A 16,097-nucleotide genomic window follows, 5' to 3' on the forward strand; every position below is an offset into this window, starting at 1 on the left:
ACCGCCGGGCGGGACGCCGGCCTTCAGCCGAACAGCGCGTCCTGCAGCCGGCGGTACTTTTCCTCGCCGACCAGCTCGCGGATCTTCGGGGCCAGCGCGGCGAGTTCCTCGACGTTGCGCGCCCCCTCCACCGCCAGGTTCAGGCGGAAGCCCCGCAGGCCGGCGCCGGAAGTGAGCTCGGTGGCCACCCGGTAAGCGCCCTGGTAGCGGTCTGCCATCGCCATGGCGGCCGGGGCCGGGACCGGCACCTCACCCGGCTCGGCGGCGGACCGCTCGCCCCCGGCCGCCGGCGCGGCCTGCGGGCGCACTAGGGGCCGCCCGTCCGGGCTTTCCAGCAGGCCCTGGTCGATCATGGCCTGCACGTCGTCCATGGTGATGCCCATGGCCGCCGTGGCGGCCAGCACCTGCCCCACGGTGCGGCGGCCGTCGAAGAGGATGAACGCGGAACGCTGGCGCGGCGTGAGGCCGCCATGGCGGTCCTTGAGAGCCAACTGGCCGGCGGGGGTTTTGACGAGAAGCACGGTGGATCCGGCACGCGGCCGCGAGTGGCGAAGTGCGGTGCAGAGTCGCACGCGCCCCCGGGTTTGTGAATCCGGGTTTCTCCATACGGGGCGCGTTCCGTCAACCGGGCGGCCGATCCGGCGCGCGGGCAGGCCGCGTCGCGAGGCTCGCCAGCCAGGCCGCGGCCAGGCCCGCGGGCACGCCGAACACGCCCGCGGAGACGGGGTCGATGCCGAACCACAGGCCGTCCGGCAGCAGGCAGGCCGGCACCACGGCCCGCACGACCCCGGAGGGGGCGGCGAGGTAGTAGAGCGCCGTGCCCAGGCCGCACAGCATGCCCGCCACGGCGCCCTGGCGCGTGGCACCCCGCCAGAAGATGCCGAGCACCATGGTGGGAACGAAGGCCGAAGCCGCGATGGAGAACGACGCCGACACCATGGGCAGGATCTCCGAGCGCTTGAGCGCGGCGACGAAGGCGGCGCACAGCGCCACGGCCAGCAGCGCGAACTTGGTGAGAATCACGCGGTGCTCGGGCGACACCGGCCGGCCGCGGCCGCTGCCGTGCAGGTAGAGATCGCGCACCAGGGCGTTGCTGATGGTGAGCAGCAGCCCGTCGGCGGTGGAGAGGGCCGCCGCCAGCCCGCCCGCGGCCACCAGCCCGGAGATCACGTAGGGCAGCCCGCCCAGCTCCGGCGTGGCCAGCATGATGAGGTCGGCACCCAGCCGGATCTCGCCGAACTGCACGATGCCGTCGCCGTTGACGTCCTGCACGGACAGCAGCGACGGATCGACCCGCGACCACTGTCCGATCCAGCCCGGGAGCGCATCGAAGCGGCTGCCCACCAGGTTCTGCATGACCTCGAACTTGGCCAGCACGGCGAGGGCCGGCGCGCTCAGGTAGAGCAGCGCGATGAAGAACAGCGACCACGCGACCGAGGCGCGCGCGGCCGACGGCGTCGGAACCGTGTAGTAGCGCGTGAGCAGGTGCGGCAGCCCGGCGGTGCCGACCATGAGGCAGAACATCAGCGCCAGGAAGTTGCGGCGCGATGCCTCGTAGGCCTCGCGCTCCGCGGGCGTGCCTTCGGGGTCGCCCGCGTAGGCCAGGCCGTGGGGCGGCAGGCCGCCGAGCGGGCGGGCGCGTTCCTGGCTCTCGCGCATCTCGCGCATCCAGAGTTCGCGCGCGGCCTCCGCGTCGCGCGGCAGCAGGGCCAGTTCGCGGCTGGCGGCCACCACGAGGGCGACGTCGGCATGCGCGTCGCGCAGCCGGTGCACGCGCTCGCGCGCCGCCTCGCGTTCGCGCTCCAGCGCCGCGGGCACGTCGCGCAGGTACTCCTGCAGTTCGCGTGCGCGGCGCTCGTGCGCGGCGACCACCTCGCGCTCGGCGGGCGACTGCATCAGTTGCGCCTCCAGCGCGGCGATCTTGCCGATCTGCCCGCCGTAGACCGCAGCCGCGAGCGGATTGCCCAACTGCTTGTACGCCAGCCACGACACGGGAATCAGGAAGGCCAGCAGGATGACCACGTACTGCGCCACCTGCGTCCAGGTGATGGCGCGCATGCCGCCCAGGAAGGAGCACAGGAGCACGCCGCCCAGGCCCAGCATGATGCCGATCTCGAACTGCACGCCCGTGAGCCGCGAGGCGATGAGGCCCACGCCGTAGATCTGCGCCACCACGTAGGTGAACGAGCACAGCATCGCCGCCAGCGCCGCGATCACGCGCGGCCAGCGCCCGCCGAAGCGCACCTGGAAGAATTCGGGAATCGTGTAGAGGTTCATCGCGCGCAGATGCGGCGCGATGAGCAGCGCGACGAGGCAGAAGCCCCCCGTCCAGCCCAGCAGGTAGGCCAGCCCGCCGGCCTGTCCCGGCCCGCCCGAGAAGCCCTGCAGGTAGAGCGCGCCCGAGAGGCTGATGAAGGAGGCCGCGCTCATCCAGTCGGCCGCCGCCGCCATGCCGTTGTAGAACGGCGGGATGCGCCGGCCCGCGACGTAGTATTCCTCCGGGTCGGTGGTGCGGCCATAGACGCCGATGGCCGCATAGACCATCACCGAGAGGAACAGGAAGATCGGCCCGATCCACTGCCGCGACATGCCCCGTTGCTCGGCCCAGGCCATGAGCAGGAGAAAGGCCAGCACGCCCACCGTGTAGAGGGCGAGCAGGCGGTGCAGCCGCCCGCTCCCCGCAGCGCCGGAGCCGCCAGGGCGCCCGTCAGCCATGGGAGTGCGGCGCGCCGCCTGCGGGCGGGTCTTCGGGCGACATGGCCGTCGCCGCGCGGGCATCCGCGCGCTCGAAGCGGTCCATCGCCACGCAATAGGCCACGACGATGGCGATGAAGGCCAGCACCGCGCCCTGCGAGGCGATCCAGTAGCCCAGCGGCCAGTCGCCCACCCGCCAGGTCAGGTCCCGCACGAAATAGCAGGCGCCGAAGGACACCGCCGCCCAGGCCAGCAGCAGCGCCGCCTTCAGCCAGAGGTGGCGCGCGTCGTGCAGGTCGGGGGCGAACGGCGGAGCGGCCCCTCCGCCTTCGCCGTAGGGGTCGGGGGCCGCGCGCTCGCGGCCGTCCGCGGCCCGCGGCGCAGGGGGTGGCGGCGGCGCGGGCATGGTCCGGCGCGGGCCGTCAGCCAGCGAGTTTCTGCCAGGTGGCGATCACGCTGTCGGGGTTGAGCGAGATCGACGAGATGCCCTGCTCCGCCAGCCACAGCGCGAAGTCCGGGTGGTCGCTGGGGCCCTGGCCGCAGATGCCCACGTATTTGCCCTGGCGTTTGCAGGCCTCGATGGCGCGCGAGAGCAGCGCCTGCACGGCCGGGTCGCGCTCGTCGAAGTCGGCGGCCAGCAGTTCCAGGCCGGAGTCGCGGTCCAGGCCCAGGGTGAGCTGGGTCAGGTCGTTGGAGCCCACCGAGAAACCGTCGAAGAATTGCAGGAACTCGTCGGCCAGCACGGCATTCGACGGCACCTCGCACATCATGATGAGCTTGAGTTCGTTCTCGCCGCGCTTGAGGCCGTGCTCGGCCAGCAGCTTCGTCACGCGGTCGGCCTGGCCCAGCGTGCGCACGAAGGGCACCATCACCTGCACGTTGGTCAGGCCCATGTCGTTGCGCACGCGCTTCAGGGCTTCGCATTCCATCGCGAAGGCCTCGCCGAAGTCCTGGCTGATGTAGCGCGCCGCGCCGCGGAAGCCCAGCATCGGGTTCTCTTCCTCGGGCTCGTAGCGGCTGCCGCCGATGAGCTTGCGGTATTCGTTGGACTTGAAGTCCGACAGGCGCACGATGACGGGCTTGGGCCAGAAGGCCGCGGCGATGGTCGCCACGCCCTCGGCCACCTTGTCCACGTAGAAGGCACGGGGGCTGGCATGGCCGCGCGCCACCGATTCCACGGCCTTCTTCAGGTCGGCATCGACGGCGGGGTAGTCCAGGATGGCCTTGGGGTGCACGCCGATGTTGTTGTTGATGATGAACTCCAGCCGCGCCAGGCCCACGCCCTCGTTGGGCAACTGGCAGAAGTCGAAGGCCAGCTGGGGATTGCCCACGTTCATCATGATCTTGGTGGAGATCTTGGGCATCTCGCCGCGCTGCACCTCGGTCACCTCGGTTTCCAGCAGGCCGTCGTAGATGCGGCCGGTATCGCCCTCGGCGCAGCTCACCGTCACCAGCGTGCCGTCCTTGAGCAGGCTGGTGGCGTCGCCGCAGCCGACCACGGCCGGAATGCCGAGTTCGCGCGCGATGATGGCCGCGTGGCAGGTGCGGCCGCCGCGGTTGGTGACGATGGCGCTGGCGCGCTTCATCACGGGCTCCCAGTTGGGGTCGGTCATGTCGGTGACCAGCACGTCGCCGGGCTGCACCTTGTCCATCTCGGCGATGTCGCTCACGAGGCGGACCGGGCCCGTGCCGATCTTCTGGCCGATGGCGCGGCCCTCGGCCAGCACCGTGCCCGTGCCCTTGAGCTTGAACTTCTGCTCGGCCTGGCCCTGCTGCTGGCTCTTCACCGTCTCGGGGCGGGCCTGCAGGATGTAGAGCTGGCCGTCGGTGCCGTCCTTGCCCCACTCGATGTCCATCGGGCGGCCGTAGTGCTTCTCGATGAGCAGGGCGTAGCGCGCCAGCTGTTCCACCTCGGCGTCCGTCAGGGAGTAGCGGTTGCGCTGCTCGGTGGGCACGTCGGTGGTCTTCACGAGCTTGCCGCTGGCCTTCTTCTCCTCGGGCGAGGCGAACACCATCTGGATGAGCTTGCTGCCGAGGTTGCGGCGGATCACGGCCCGGTTGCCGGCGGCCAGCATGGGCTTGTGCACGTAGAACTCGTCGGGGTTCACGGCGCCCTGCACCACCGTCTCGCCCAGGCCGTAGCTGGAGGTGATGAACACCACCTGGTCGAAGCCGGATTCGGTGTCGATCGTGAACATCACGCCCGCGGCGCCCTTGTCGGAGCGCACCATGCGCTGCACGCCTGCAGAAAGGGCCACCACGTCGTGCGCGAAGCCCTTGTGCACGCGGTAGCTGATGGCGCGGTCGTTGTAGAGGGAGGCGAACACCTCCTTCATCTTGTGCAGCACATCCTCGATGCCCACCACGTTCAGGAAGGTTTCCTGCTGGCCGGCGAATGAGGCGTCGGGCAGGTCTTCCGCGGTGGCGGAGGAACGCACGGCGAAGCAGGCCTCGGCATTGCCGCCGCACAGCGTGGCGAAGGCATCGCGGATGGCCTTCTCGAGGTCGGCCGGGAAGGGCTGGGCCTCGACCATGGCGCGGATCTCGGCGCCGGCCGCGGCCAGGGCGCGCACGTCCTCGGTGTCGAGGGTCTTGAGGCGGTCGCTGATCTTCTGCGCCAGGCCGTCGTGGGCGAGGAACTGGCGGAAGGCGTGGGCGGTGGTCGCGAAGCCGGTGGGCACGCGCACGCCGTCGGGCAGCTGGGAGATCATCTCGCCGAGGGAGGCGTTCTTGCCACCCACCGACTCGACGTCGGTCATTCTCAGGTTCTCAAACGGAACGACCAGGGCGGTCGGTTCAAACAGTGCAGACATGGGGAAGCTCCAGAAGTTGAAACCGGGTCTGCGCGCCCCAGGGGGCCGCCCGCGCGCGAGGGCGGGCCGGCGGGGGCGCCATCATCACGCATGCACGGCGCGCCGTGGCTTGGCTGTTCTGGTTGTAGGCCGGGCGCGTGCATGGTGGAAATGGGAATAATGGGCGCGATTGTAGGGCGGCCGGCCGCAAGGCGCTTGTGGGACACGGCCGGCCTCCGGTCCAGCCAGCAGCCCACCCAGCGAACGATCACCGCGGAAAGCCCCGACCCCTCCATGCACACGCGCACCGTATTCTTCATCTCCGACGGCACCGGCATCACCGCCGAAACCTTCGGCAACGCCATCCTGGCGCAGTTCGACATCAAGCCGCGCCATGTGCGCCTGCCCTTCATCGACACCGAGGACAAGGCCCACCAGGCCGTGCGCCGCATCAACCACACGGCCGAGCTGGAGGGCAAGAAGCCCATCGTGTTCACCACGCTGGTCAACATGAGCGTGCTGCGCATCATCCAGGAGAACTGCCAGGGCATGCTGCTGGACATGTTCGGCACCTTCATCCGCCCGCTGGAGGGCGAACTCGGCATCAAGTCGCTGCACCGCGTGGGCCGCTTCGCGGACGTGAGCCTGAGCAAGGAATACACCGACCGCATCGAGGCCATCAACTTCAGCCTGGACCACGACGACGGCCAGAGCCACCGCGACCTGAGCGGCGCGGACGTGATCCTGGTGGGCGTGTCGCGCAGCGGCAAGACCCCCACCAGCCTCTACCTGGCCATGCAGTGCGGCCTGAAGGTGGCCAACTACCCTCTCATCCCCGAGGATTTCGAGCGCAAGCAATTGCCGCCCGCGCTGGAGCCGCACCGCAAGAAGATCTTCGGCCTGACCATCCTGCCCGAGCGGCTCTCGCAGATCCGCAACGAACGCCGGCCGGGCTCGAAATACGCCGACCTCGCCAACTGCCGCCACGAGGTGGCCGAGGCCGAGGCGATGATGCGGCGCTCGGGCATCCGGTGGCTCTCGACCACCACGAAGAGCATCGAGGAGATCGCGACGACGATCCTGCAGGAGGTGCGGCCGGAGCGGCTGGTGTATTGATCCCCGCCGTCAGTCCTCGTCCTCCACCAGCAGGCAGGTGGCCACGGCGGGGCACACCACCAGCACCGCCGCGCTGAACGTCGCGGAGGTGAGCGGCGACCAGGCGGAGGTGCCCCCTTCTCCGTCGTGGTACAGGTCCCACCTTCCATTGGTGAAGAAGGTGGCGCCTTCCACGGCGCATTCCTCCAGGAAACGATGCGCATGGGCATCGGCCCTCTCACGGGGCATCAGCTCGACGCCGTACGCCATGTCGCGCCACAGCAGCGCGCTGACGCAGGCGGCGGACACCTCGCGCGTCACTTCGGACAGCGCACCGGCCTCCGGCTGCAAGCCGAACGACTCCAGCAACTGCGCCAGCGCAGCCCCATGGCGGCCCACGGCCGACACGCGGACGAAGCCACAGCCACGCTCACCGATCAAGTCCAGCGCCGCATTCATCGTTCAGCCGGGATGGAATAAGAGGTAAGAGACACCACACAACACCAGCGGGCGGCATACGTGGCCGGGCTGGCGCGCGACGGGAAATATTGCAGAATCTCCGCGGAAGAGAGAATAAGGGAGGAAGCCGCAATGGCGAGAAAAAGAGGGAAGACATCCGTCCTCGAGGACCTGATGGAACTGGTGGCATTGCTGCCCTGGTGGGTGGGCGTGCTGCTCGCGGTCCTGGGCTACGTGGTGCTGAACCGGCTGGCCAACGCCCCGCTGCCGGTGGCGAGCACGCCCCAGGACATCGCGCACATGGCCACCCACAGCATCTGGCGAGGGTTGGCCTACGCCGGGCAGTTCATCGTGCCGCTCATCTGCGCCATGGGCGCCCTGGCTTCCGCCGTGCGCCGGCGCGAGCGCCGCCGGCTGATCGACACCGCATGCCGCAGCACGGCGGCCGACGCGCTGCACGGCATGGACTGGCAGGAATTCGAAAGGCTCGTGGGCGAAGGCTTCCGGCGGCAGGGCTACCTGGTGGCGGAAACGGGTGGCGGCGGCGCGGACGGGGGTGTCGATCTCGTGCTCGGCAAGGCCGGCGAGAAGTTTCTCGTGCAGTGCAAGCAATGGAAGGCGTTCAAGGTCGGCGTCACCGTGGTGCGCGAGCTGTACGGCGTCATGGCCGCCCGCGGCGCCGCGGGCGGCTTCGTCGTGACGTCGGGCAGCTTCACCCGGGAGGCCACGGAATTCGCCAGCGGGCGCAACATCCAGCTGATCGACGGCGCTGCGCTGCTGCGGCTGATACGGCAGGGGCGGTCTGCGCCGGAGCCACGGGCACAGTCTCAGCCACAGGCGCGTACGCAGGCCCGGCCCACGGAGCAGCCGGCGGGCGATGGCCCCGCGCCCGACCCCGATCCGGCCCCCGACCCCGATCTGGCCCCCGAGGCCGAGGCGCCGCCCAGTTGCCCCGTCTGTGCGCAGCCGATGGTGCGCCGGGTCGCCCGGCGCGGGGCTTCGGCGGGGCAGGGGTTCTGGGGATGCTCGGGCTATCCGCGCTGCAGGGGTACGCGGCCCCTGTGAACCGAGTACCTGAGCGGGAGCCTGCTGCAGAACAGGGAGTGGGCGCTGCCTGACGGCACGCCTGTGCCACCCGGTCTGGGGCGGCTGTAGGCGCGCAGGGCGGCGTGCGAACGGCCCTGCTGCCGGGCTGCGGCTATTGCACGGCTTGCGGCGCCGTATGCCACAGCCGCCGCTGCAGTTCCGCCGCACTCGGGCCGGCCGGCGCCGCAGCACCCTCGCCCTCGCCCGCCGCCACCGCCAGGCCCAGCCGCCGCGACCAGCGGTTGTTCAAGTTGCCCGCCATGGTGCGGAAGTGCGGGGACAGCCCGTCCATGCGCGCGAGGCTCTCCAGGTGGGCGGCGATCTTGCGGCCCATGGCGTCCCGGTCGCCCGCGCGGTCGCTGTGGGCGTAGCCGGTCATGAGGGCCAGGGTGCCGGCCAACAGGGCTTCGGCGCAGGGCAGGCCCGGCTCGGCCTCGGAAGGATGGAGCAACGGGTTGGGGAAGGGACGGGACGCATCGGACATGAAAAGGCCTCCTGGCTTGCTTTTCGGCATTTTATGAGAATGGTTCTCAATATCAAAATGCAGCGCAAACCCTGGTGGCGGCAAGGACGCGATGCGAATGCGTCGGGCCAGCACGCGGCGCCCCGCGGCCCGGCCCTCCTGCGCCGTCAGCCGGCCAGGCCCATCGCCGGATCGCTCAACCCGTCGCGGCCGGTCTCGACGCGTCCCGCGAAGCGCCGTGCAAAGCCCGGCAGCGCGTCGCAGGTGAGCGTGAAGTCGTACCAGTGCGCGCTGCCCGAGAGGTCCCACTGCAGCTCTTGCGACTGGCCGGGCGCCACGGTGGTGGTCCATGGGCCGTCGCCGCGGTAGGCATTGGACTTCACCTGCAGGGCCGCGCTCGCGCTGCCCTGGTTCATGATCATGAGCACGAGATGGGCGTTGCCGTTGGCGATGTCGTAGCACACGTCCGCCTCGGGATGGGGCACGGCCCCGCGCAACGCGGCCAGGTTGCCGGCGAAGGAGCGGTGGAAGCCGTTGGGGCCCAGCACCCAGAGGTCGTAGGCACCGCCGTCCGCGCCCGCGCTCCAGTGATCGTGCAGTTGCTTGCCGGCCTCCACCATGTAGCGCCGGGGGGCGCGGTCGAGGTGCAGCCGGTCATACACGTGGAACACGGCCGCGGCCGTGCCGGTGTTGGAGAACCCCAGCTGCACCGTGCCGCCGGCCGCATGGGTCCGCGCGCGCACGTGCAGTTCGTAGGGCAAGGCACGGGAAGGCCGCGTGCCCGTGGCCTGCCGCGGCAGGGCCTGCGGCGAGGGCACGGCGATCTGCGGCAGCGCGCCCTGGGCGTCGCACAGCGCATCGGCATCGCCCTTGCTGCGCCGGCCGGCCAGGGTGGCCAGGGGCGCATCGTTGGGCGTGGCGAAATTGAATGCGCTGGTCAGGTCGCCGAAGACGGCGCGGCGGTAGGGGCTGATCTGCGGCTCCTTCACGCCGAAGCGGGCTTCCAGGAAGCGCAGCACCGAGGTGTGGTCGAAGTTCTGCGAATTCACCCAGCCGCCGCGACTCCAGGGGGAGACTACCCACATGGGCACGCGCGGCCCCGGGCCGTAGCAGTCGCCATCGGGCGGGGGCATGCCGGTGTCGGCATAGGGTTTATGGGTGTAGTACTCGTAGGCCATTTCGCCCGCGGACAGGGTGGACTTGCCGAGCGTGCCGCCCCGCCCGTCCAGCGACGGCGCGCACGGCGGCGGCACGTGGTCGAAGTAGCCGTCGTTCTCGTCGAAGTTGATGAGCAGCACCGTCTTGCTCCACACCTCCGGGTTGGCGGTGAGCGCGTCCAGCACTTCCTGTACGTACCAGCCGCCCTGCACGGGGCTGGAAGGACCGGGGTGCTCGCAGTAGGTTGCCGGCGGGATGATCCATGACACCTGCGGCAGCCTGCCGTGGAGCACGGCCTGGCGGAAGGTGCCGAGGAAGCCGCCGTCGGGCATGGTGTTGGCGATGCCTTTGTAGAGCGGATTGCCGGCCTGGTCCCTGGCGGGGTCGTAGGCGGGGTTCGCGTCGCTGTCGCTGTACACCGGCTTGCCCGAGGCCAGGTTGGCCTGGCGGTACTGGCGGAAGCCGACGAGCGGGTTGTCGGTGAAGTTGTCGGGCATGTTCTGATAGACCATCCACGACACGCCGGCCTGCTGCAACCGCTCGGGATAGGTGATCCAGTCATAGCCCCCCGTGCGGATGTCGGTGTCGGAATACAGCGCATCCCACGCGTTGTCCACCACCACCTGGCCGGCCGGCCCCGTGGGGCCGTTCGTGCCGGTCCAGTGGAAGAGGCGGTTGGTATTGGTGCCGCCGTGCAACGAGCAGAAATACGCATCGCATACGGTGAAGGCGTTGGCCAGCGCGAACTGGAACGAGGCTTCGGCCTGCGTGTAGTAACCCATGGACTGTGGCTGCTTGTAGCGCGGCCATTCGGCCATGCGGCCGCGGTCCCAGGCGTCGCGCGCATCCTCCCAGCTGTGGGGCGTGCCGTCCACGCGCTGGGCGTTGCCGGCGGCCTGGTTCAAGTGGTAGGGCAGTACGGTCTGGCCGTTCTGGTCGGACTGCTGCCAGACGCTGCGCCCGCCCGGCAGGGGAATGGTGAAGCGGTCGCCGAAGCCGCGCACGCCGGCGAGCGTGCCGAAGTAGTGGTCGAACGAGCGGTTTTCCTGCATGAGTATGACGACGTGCTCGACGTCCTTGATCGTGCCGGTGCGCCGGTTGGCGGGAATGGCCAGGGCGCGGCGGATGCTGGGCGGGAACAAACCCAGCGCCGCGGCACCGGCCGTGGTGCCGGCGGCGGCCTGCAGGAACTTGCGCTTGGAGGGGTCAAGGGTCATGGTGTAACGTGGAGGAAAATGGGACGAACAGGTGCGGCACGCTCAGGGCGCGCAGCCCATGACGGGATTTTCGCCGCCAAACGACTCAACTCGGCAGTACCCTCCCGCGCAGCCCGCCACGGCCGGGACGATGGCCTGGGCGGCCAGCAGGGCGAGCTGGAGCCGCACGTATTCCCCTCGCGTGTCAGCCCCATGACGCGCCCCCCCATTGGCGTGGCCCGCCGCAACGTGCCGGCCATCGCCGGATGCCGGGCCCCAAAAGCAAAGGGAGCAGCCATGCTGCTCCCTTTTTCGTGGGGTGGGTGGCCGCGTCAGGCCGGGGCCGTCGTGCGGATCAGGTGGTCGAACGCGCCCAGCGCCGCCTTCGCGCCCTCGCCGGCCGCGATGATGATCTGCTTGTAGGGCACCGTGGTGCAGTCGCCGGCCGCGAACACGCCCGGCACGCTGGTGCGGCCATGGGAGTCCACCACGATCTCGCCGAACCGCGACAGGTCCACCGTGCCCTTGAGCCAGTCGGTGTTGGGCAGCAGGCCGATCTGCACGAAGATGCCTTCCAGGGCGAGCACATGGTGCTCGTCGTTCGTGCGGTCCTTGTAGCTCAGGCCGGTCACGCGGGTGCCGTCGCCCTTCACCTCGGTGGTCTGCGCGTTGAGGATCACGTCCACGTTCGGCAGGCTGCGCAGCTTGCGCTGCAGCACCGCGTCGGCCTTCAGCTCGCCCGCGAACTCCAGCACGGTGACGTGGGCCACCACGCCGGCCAGGTCGATCGCGGCCTCCACGCCGGAGTTGCCGCCGCCGATCACCGCCACGCGCTTGCCCTTGAAGAGCGGGCCGTCGCAGTGCGGGCAGTAGGTCACGCCCTTGGTGCGGTACTGCTCCTCGCCCGGCACGTTCATGTTGCGCCAGCGCGCGCCGGTGGAAATGATCACGGTGCGGGACGAGAGCGTGCCGCCGTTCTCGAGCTCGACCTCGATCAGGCCGCCCTCGGTGGCGGCGGGCTTGAGCGCGCGGGCACGCTGCAGGTTCATCAGGTCCACCTCGTAGTCGCGCACGTGCTGCTCCAGCGCGGCGGCGAACTTGGGGCCGTCGGTCTTGCTGACCGAGATGTAGTTCTCGATGTCCAGCGTGTCGTTCACCTGGCCGCCGAAGCGCTCGGCCGCCACGCCGGTGCGGATGCCCTTGCGGGCGGCATAGACGGCCGCCGCGGCGCCGGCCGGACCACCGCCGACGATCAGCACGTCGAACGCTTCCTTGGCGGACAGTTTGGCGGCTTCGCGCTTCGCGGCGCCGGTGTCGAGCTTGCCGACGATTTCCTCGATGGTCATGCGGCCGGAGCCGAACACCTGGCCGTTGAGGAAGACCATGGGCACGGCCATGATCTCGCGGTCGGTCACTTCCTGCTGGAACGCGCCGCCCTCGATCACGGTGGTGCGGATGCGGGGATTGAGGATCGCCATGAGCGACAGCGCCTGCACCACGTCCGGGCAGTTGTGGCAGGTCAGGCTCATGTACACCTCGAAATCGAAGTCGCCGTCGAGCGCCTGCACCTGCTCGATCACGTCCTGCTCCACCTTCGGCGGGTGGCCGCCCGTCCAGAGCAGCGCCAGCACGAGCGAGGTGAATTCATGGCCGAGGGGCAGGCCGGCGAAGCGCAGGCTCGTCTGCGTGCCGGCGCGCTGCAGCGTGAAGGACGGCTTGCGGGCGCCAGTGCCGTCGGTGCGCAGGCTGATCCTGTCGCTGCGCAGGGACTGGATGGTCTCCAGCAGGTCGCGCATCTGGGCCGAGGTGTCGCTGCCGTCCAGCGACGCCACGATCTCGAACGACTGCGTCACGCGCTCCAGATAGGCGGAAAGTTGGGATTTGAGTTGGTCGTCGAGCATGGGAGTCCTTCAGTGGTTTCGAGTCATGCAGGGTGCCGGAGGCCGGGAACGAGCGAAAAGCGGGCGAAAAAAAGCCGGACGGCACGGCGCGCGGGCGCCATGCGAAGGTCCGGCCGGGGAAGCGCACAGGGCGCTTCCGGATCGCGCGGGCGATTAGATCTTGCCGACCAGGTCCAGCGAAGGCGTCAGGGTCTTGGCGCCTTCCTTCCACTTGGCGGGGCACACCTGGCCGGGGTTGGCGGCGGTGAACTGGGCGGCCTTGAGCTTGCGCAGGGTTTCCGACACGTCGCGGGCGATTTCGTTGGAGTGGATTTCCATCGTCTTGATGACGCCGTCGGGGTTGATCACGAAGGTGCCGCGCAGTGCCAGGCCTTCTTCGGGGATGTGCACGCCGAAGGCGTTGGTCAGCTGGTGGGTCGGGTCGCCGACCAGGGGGAACTTGGCCTTGCCGACGGCGTCGGAGGTCTCGTGCCACACCTTGTGCGAGAAGTGCGTGTCGGTGGTCACGATGTACACCTCGGCACCGGCCTTCTGGAACTCGGCGTAGTTGTCGGCGGCGTCTTCGATCTCGGTCGGGCAGTTGAACGTGAAGGCGGCCGGCATGAAGATCAGCACGGACCACTTGCCCTTCAGGTTCTCTTCCGTGACGGTAATGAACTCACCCTTGCCATTGCGGTTCACGAACGCTTCGGTCTTGAAAGGCTGGACTTGGGTATTGATCAGGGACATTGCTGTTTCCTCGGTTGGTGGGTTGCTGAATGACAAGACGAAGTTTAGGGCCGCTCACCCAATCAATCCAATTAATTGATTCCATCCAATCGATTGCATTGATCTATTGAATGCCCGCGTGGCGCTCCAATGAGAACACAACTCAGTGTCACACGCAGGCAGACCGGGTGCGTGGGGGCTTCGCCTTGCCGTGGCGGGCGGGCATCACGACAATCGCGCCGACACCGCACCATTCCATTATTACGAGGAGAGTCCATGCAAGGCGACGCTCAGGTCATTTCCCACCTGCAGGCCCAGCTCAAGAACGAGCTGACGGCCATCAACCAGTACTTTCTGCACTACCGGATGCTCAAGCACTGGGGCTTCGACCGTCTGGCGAAGAAGGAGTACGAAGAGTCCATCGGCGAGATGAAGCACGCCGACCGCATCATGGACCGCATTTTCATGCTGGACGGACTGCCCAACCTGCAGGACCTGGGCAAGCTGCAGGTCGGCGAGGACGTGCCGGAGATCCTCGAATGCGACCTGCGCTCCGAGCGTGGCGCGCAGGCCACCATCAAGGAAGGCATCGCCCACTGCGAGGCAGTGCGCGACTACGTCTCGCGCGACCTGCTGCAGGAAATCCTCGAGGACACCGAGGAGCACATCGACTTCCTGGAGACGCAGCTGGGCCTGGTGGAGCAGGTGGGCGTGCAGAACTACCTGCAGTCGCAGATGGGCGAGGCGGACTGACCTCGCCCAAAGTGGTTACCTCCTTCCTGGCGATACCAACTGCGTGACGAACCGGACGTCGCCGTCTTCCACGACGGCGCCGAAGGTTCCGTTCCGGCTGGAACCGCCTGCAGTGTCATTGAACTCGATGGGTACGTCCAACCCCTGCAGCATCCTGCTCATCCTATTGACGGCATTGACGCTGGCGGTCGATCCGGTATCCCCGCCGTGGATGGCCGCCTTCACCTCGTAGCCCTGGTCTGTCAACTTGTTGACGTACTGCGCTACCGGCAGGGGCATATTGTTGGGCATCACGTGGAAGACGCGGGCCTTCGCCTCGCCGGTACTGGGCTTCTTGCCTCCCACACCCACGGCGAAGCATAGATCCAGCCCGTCCGTCGCGCAAAGAACTCCTGGCTTGGACGTGCCCGTGGTCGCCACGCGGTTGGGCGCATAGCCCACTGCCTTGATTTCCTTTTGGGGATTGAGCAGAAATTGCCTGGGTCCGGCGGAAGCGCCTGTCTGGACGCGCCTGGCGGCCAGGCGCGCAGGAAAGTCCGTCTCCGTGCTTCGGTCTTTCTGCGGATTGCCGGGATGATTCCGGAGTTGCTGGTTGGTGGCCTCATCGTGGCGTGTGAAACAGGTCAGGGCCGCGTTGAAGCGGTAGCGTTGGACGTTGGTCATTGGAAATTTCCAAAAAAAGTTACTTGACCCGAAGGATGACTCGTCATCCGGACCGACGCCAGACGCTATGCAAACACATCGATGGATAGCCGAAGCGGATGGCCCATGCTGCGGCTTCCGCGCGACCAGCGGCCGCACCATCAAAAAGGCCCAGGTTCCAGAATTCAGCAACATTCCACAACTACAAATGAGAATGCGTATCAAAAATAATTAGAATCCATCGCCTTGGAGCCGCCGCCCGCGCACCCTGCACGGGCCTTCGCCGCAGGCGTTGAACGGCGCTCCCACCGCAAGCCAGTCCGGACAGGGCCCCCGCGCCCCGGCAGCCAGCGCACTCAGGTCTTTTTGCCGTCCCGAAGTCTGCCGCCATGCTGTCCTCCCCCGTCTCCACCCCTCCCCTGCCCCGCCGCGCCACTGCCTGGGGCGGCCCTTCCGGCACCGCGCTGGCCCGTGCGGGCCTGTGCTGCGGCGCAGTGCTGCTGACGGCCGTGTCCCTGGCCGCACGCGCGCAGGCCCAGGCCGGGGACGAGCGCCCCGCAACGCTCGGCGAAGTGCAGGTGAACGCGGACCGTTCCGGCGAGGCGGGCACGCCCGCACGCCGCGCGCAGAGCGCATCGCGGCTGGGCCTGTCGGTGCTGGAGACGCCGCGCTCGGTGAGCGTGGTGGAGCGCGAGACACTGGATCAGCAGGGCGCCACCACCGAGCGCGAGGTGCTGCGCAACGCTTCCGGCGTGGCCTCGCGCAGCGAGTACTACGGCTCCTATTCGCAGTTCTCGGTGCGCGGCCTGTGGGCCGACAACACCTACAACGACCTGCGGGACGGCGCCAAGTTCATGCACCTGATCGATCCGCCGCTGTTCAATATCGACCGGGTGGAAGTGATCAAGGGGCCCGCGGCGCTGGAATACGGCCAGGCCGCGCCAGGAGGGCTGATCTACACGGTGGCCGACCTGGCCGTGGGCTGCGAGATGGCCGGCGGCCTGCGGCTGCAGGCCCACCTGAAGAACGCCACGGACAAGCGCTACGACCTCGACGGCACGAGCGATGCCGCGGGCTTCGCCTCGGTCACGCCGGGCGAGGCGCGCGCGCTGCAGGTCACGCTGGACTACGCCTTCTGACCACCCGGAAG

At 68.8% G+C, this 16,097-nt stretch carries 14 protein-coding genes; 4 read left to right on the top strand and 10 right to left on the bottom strand.

The features are described 5' to 3' along the window. Positions 1-23: 23 nt before the first annotated feature. The 4 genes from BLR99_RS14085 to ppsA all read right to left on the bottom strand — a co-directional run bounded on the left by BLR99_RS14085 (position 24) and on the right by ppsA (position 5,507). On the bottom strand, positions 24-521 hold the full coding sequence (locus BLR99_RS14085; protein WP_041827276.1) for a hypothetical protein: 498 nt from the start codon (positions 519-521) through the stop codon (positions 24-26). 100 nt (positions 522-621) lie between these two features. After that, positions 622-2,715 carry a VC_2705 family sodium/solute symporter gene (locus tag BLR99_RS14090; protein WP_046060876.1) on the bottom strand — a complete coding sequence of 698 codons (2,094 nt, stop codon included), beginning with the start codon at positions 2,713-2,715 and terminating at the stop codon, positions 622-624. Next, complete coding sequence (locus tag BLR99_RS14095; RefSeq protein ID WP_011794526.1) at positions 2,708-3,100, bottom strand: DUF4212 domain-containing protein; 393 nt, start codon at positions 3,098-3,100, stop codon at positions 2,708-2,710. Before BLR99_RS14095 ends, BLR99_RS14090 begins: the two co-directional genes overlap by 8 nt. Positions 3,101-3,116: 16 nt before the next feature. Beyond that, a complete protein-coding gene (ppsA, locus tag BLR99_RS14100) occupies positions 3,117-5,507 on the bottom strand; it encodes a phosphoenolpyruvate synthase (RefSeq protein WP_011794525.1) in 2,391 nt (796 codons plus the stop codon). Between the two features lie 273 nt (positions 5,508-5,780). Between ppsA and ppsR the strand changes: the two genes are divergently transcribed. Then, entirely contained in the window at positions 5,781-6,602 is an 822-nt protein-coding gene (gene ppsR, locus BLR99_RS14105; RefSeq protein WP_011794524.1) for a posphoenolpyruvate synthetase regulatory kinase/phosphorylase PpsR, read from the top strand. Positions 6,603-6,611: 9 nt separating this feature from the next. Here ppsR and BLR99_RS14110 read toward each other — a convergent pair whose 3' ends face one another. Next, positions 6,612-7,040, bottom strand: a complete 429-nt coding sequence (locus tag BLR99_RS14110) for a hypothetical protein (RefSeq protein WP_017439353.1) — start codon at positions 7,038-7,040, stop codon at positions 6,612-6,614. Positions 7,041-7,172: 132 nt separating this feature from the next. Here BLR99_RS14110 and BLR99_RS14115 point away from each other — a divergent pair, with 132 nt between their 5' ends. Beyond that, positions 7,173-8,105: a restriction endonuclease gene (locus BLR99_RS14115; protein WP_011794522.1), complete on the top strand. Its 933-nt coding sequence runs from the start codon at positions 7,173-7,175 to the stop codon at positions 8,103-8,105. A gap of 133 nt (positions 8,106-8,238) precedes the next feature. Here BLR99_RS14115 and BLR99_RS14120 read toward each other — a convergent pair whose 3' ends face one another. From BLR99_RS14120 to ahpC, 4 genes are all read right to left on the bottom strand, one after another. Then, positions 8,239-8,610, bottom strand: a complete 372-nt coding sequence (locus BLR99_RS14120; RefSeq protein ID WP_011794521.1) for a hypothetical protein — start codon at positions 8,608-8,610, stop codon at positions 8,239-8,241. A gap of 146 nt (positions 8,611-8,756) precedes the next feature. Beyond that, complete coding sequence (locus BLR99_RS14125) at positions 8,757-10,964, bottom strand: phosphocholine-specific phospholipase C (protein WP_046060875.1); 2,208 nt, start codon at positions 10,962-10,964, stop codon at positions 8,757-8,759. A 311-nt stretch (positions 10,965-11,275) separates the two neighbouring features. Next, on the bottom strand, positions 11,276-12,844 hold the full coding sequence (gene ahpF, locus BLR99_RS14130) for an alkyl hydroperoxide reductase subunit F (RefSeq protein WP_017438632.1): 1,569 nt from the start codon (positions 12,842-12,844) through the stop codon (positions 11,276-11,278). Between the two features lie 153 nt (positions 12,845-12,997). Continuing rightward, complete coding sequence (ahpC, locus tag BLR99_RS14135) at positions 12,998-13,573, bottom strand: alkyl hydroperoxide reductase subunit C (RefSeq protein WP_011794518.1); 576 nt, start codon at positions 13,571-13,573, stop codon at positions 12,998-13,000. Between the two features lie 255 nt (positions 13,574-13,828). Here ahpC and bfr point away from each other — a divergent pair, with 255 nt between their 5' ends. After that, positions 13,829-14,305 (top strand): bacterioferritin, encoded by a 477-nt coding sequence (gene bfr, locus BLR99_RS14140; protein ID WP_011794517.1) that lies wholly within the window; start codon positions 13,829-13,831, stop codon positions 14,303-14,305. 15 nt (positions 14,306-14,320) lie between these two features. Here bfr and xopAF read toward each other — a convergent pair whose 3' ends face one another. After that, positions 14,321-14,968, bottom strand: coding sequence for a XopAF/AvrXv3 family type III secretion system effector (gene xopAF / locus BLR99_RS14145; RefSeq protein ID WP_011794516.1), 648 nt, complete (start codon positions 14,966-14,968; stop codon positions 14,321-14,323). Positions 14,969-15,336: 368 nt separating this feature from the next. Here xopAF and BLR99_RS14150 point away from each other — a divergent pair, with 368 nt between their 5' ends. Further along, positions 15,337-16,086, top strand: a complete 750-nt coding sequence (locus BLR99_RS14150; protein WP_046060874.1) for a Plug domain-containing protein — start codon at positions 15,337-15,339, stop codon at positions 16,084-16,086. Positions 16,087-16,097 lie beyond the last annotated feature (11 nt).

The sequence above is a fragment of the Paracidovorax citrulli genome (assembly GCF_900100305.1).
In the GTDB taxonomy this organism is placed as follows: Bacteria; Pseudomonadota; Gammaproteobacteria; order Burkholderiales; family Burkholderiaceae_C; genus Paracidovorax; species Paracidovorax citrulli.

What these genes read in the sequence shown, in the direction of transcription:
- BLR99_RS14090 (WP_046060876.1), bottom strand. Translation starts at nt 2,715, where the DNA reads ATGGCTGACGGGCGCCCTGGCGGCTCCGGCGCTGCGGGGAGCGGGCGG.
- BLR99_RS14095 (WP_011794526.1), bottom strand. Translation starts at nt 3,100, where the DNA reads ATGCCCGCGCCGCCGCCACCCCCTGCGCCGCGGGCCGCGGACGGCCGC.
- ppsA (WP_011794525.1), bottom strand. Translation starts at nt 5,507, where the DNA reads ATGTCTGCACTGTTTGAACCGACCGCCCTGGTCGTTCCGTTTGAGAAC.
- ppsR (WP_011794524.1), top strand. Translation starts at nt 5,781, where the DNA reads ATGCACACGCGCACCGTATTCTTCATCTCCGACGGCACCGGCATCACC.
- BLR99_RS14110 (WP_017439353.1), bottom strand. Translation starts at nt 7,040, where the DNA reads ATGAATGCGGCGCTGGACTTGATCGGTGAGCGTGGCTGTGGCTTCGTC.
- BLR99_RS14115 (WP_011794522.1), top strand. Translation starts at nt 7,173, where the DNA reads ATGGCGAGAAAAAGAGGGAAGACATCCGTCCTCGAGGACCTGATGGAA.
- BLR99_RS14120 (WP_011794521.1), bottom strand. Translation starts at nt 8,610, where the DNA reads ATGTCCGATGCGTCCCGTCCCTTCCCCAACCCGTTGCTCCATCCTTCC.
- BLR99_RS14125 (WP_046060875.1), bottom strand. Translation starts at nt 10,964, where the DNA reads ATGACCCTTGACCCCTCCAAGCGCAAGTTCCTGCAGGCCGCCGCCGGC.
- ahpF (WP_017438632.1), bottom strand. Translation starts at nt 12,844, where the DNA reads ATGCTCGACGACCAACTCAAATCCCAACTTTCCGCCTATCTGGAGCGC.
- ahpC (WP_011794518.1), bottom strand. Translation starts at nt 13,573, where the DNA reads ATGTCCCTGATCAATACCCAAGTCCAGCCTTTCAAGACCGAAGCGTTC.
- bfr (WP_011794517.1), top strand. Translation starts at nt 13,829, where the DNA reads ATGCAAGGCGACGCTCAGGTCATTTCCCACCTGCAGGCCCAGCTCAAG.
- xopAF (WP_011794516.1), bottom strand. Translation starts at nt 14,968, where the DNA reads ATGACCAACGTCCAACGCTACCGCTTCAACGCGGCCCTGACCTGTTTC.
- BLR99_RS14150 (WP_046060874.1), top strand. Translation starts at nt 15,337, where the DNA reads ATGCTGTCCTCCCCCGTCTCCACCCCTCCCCTGCCCCGCCGCGCCACT.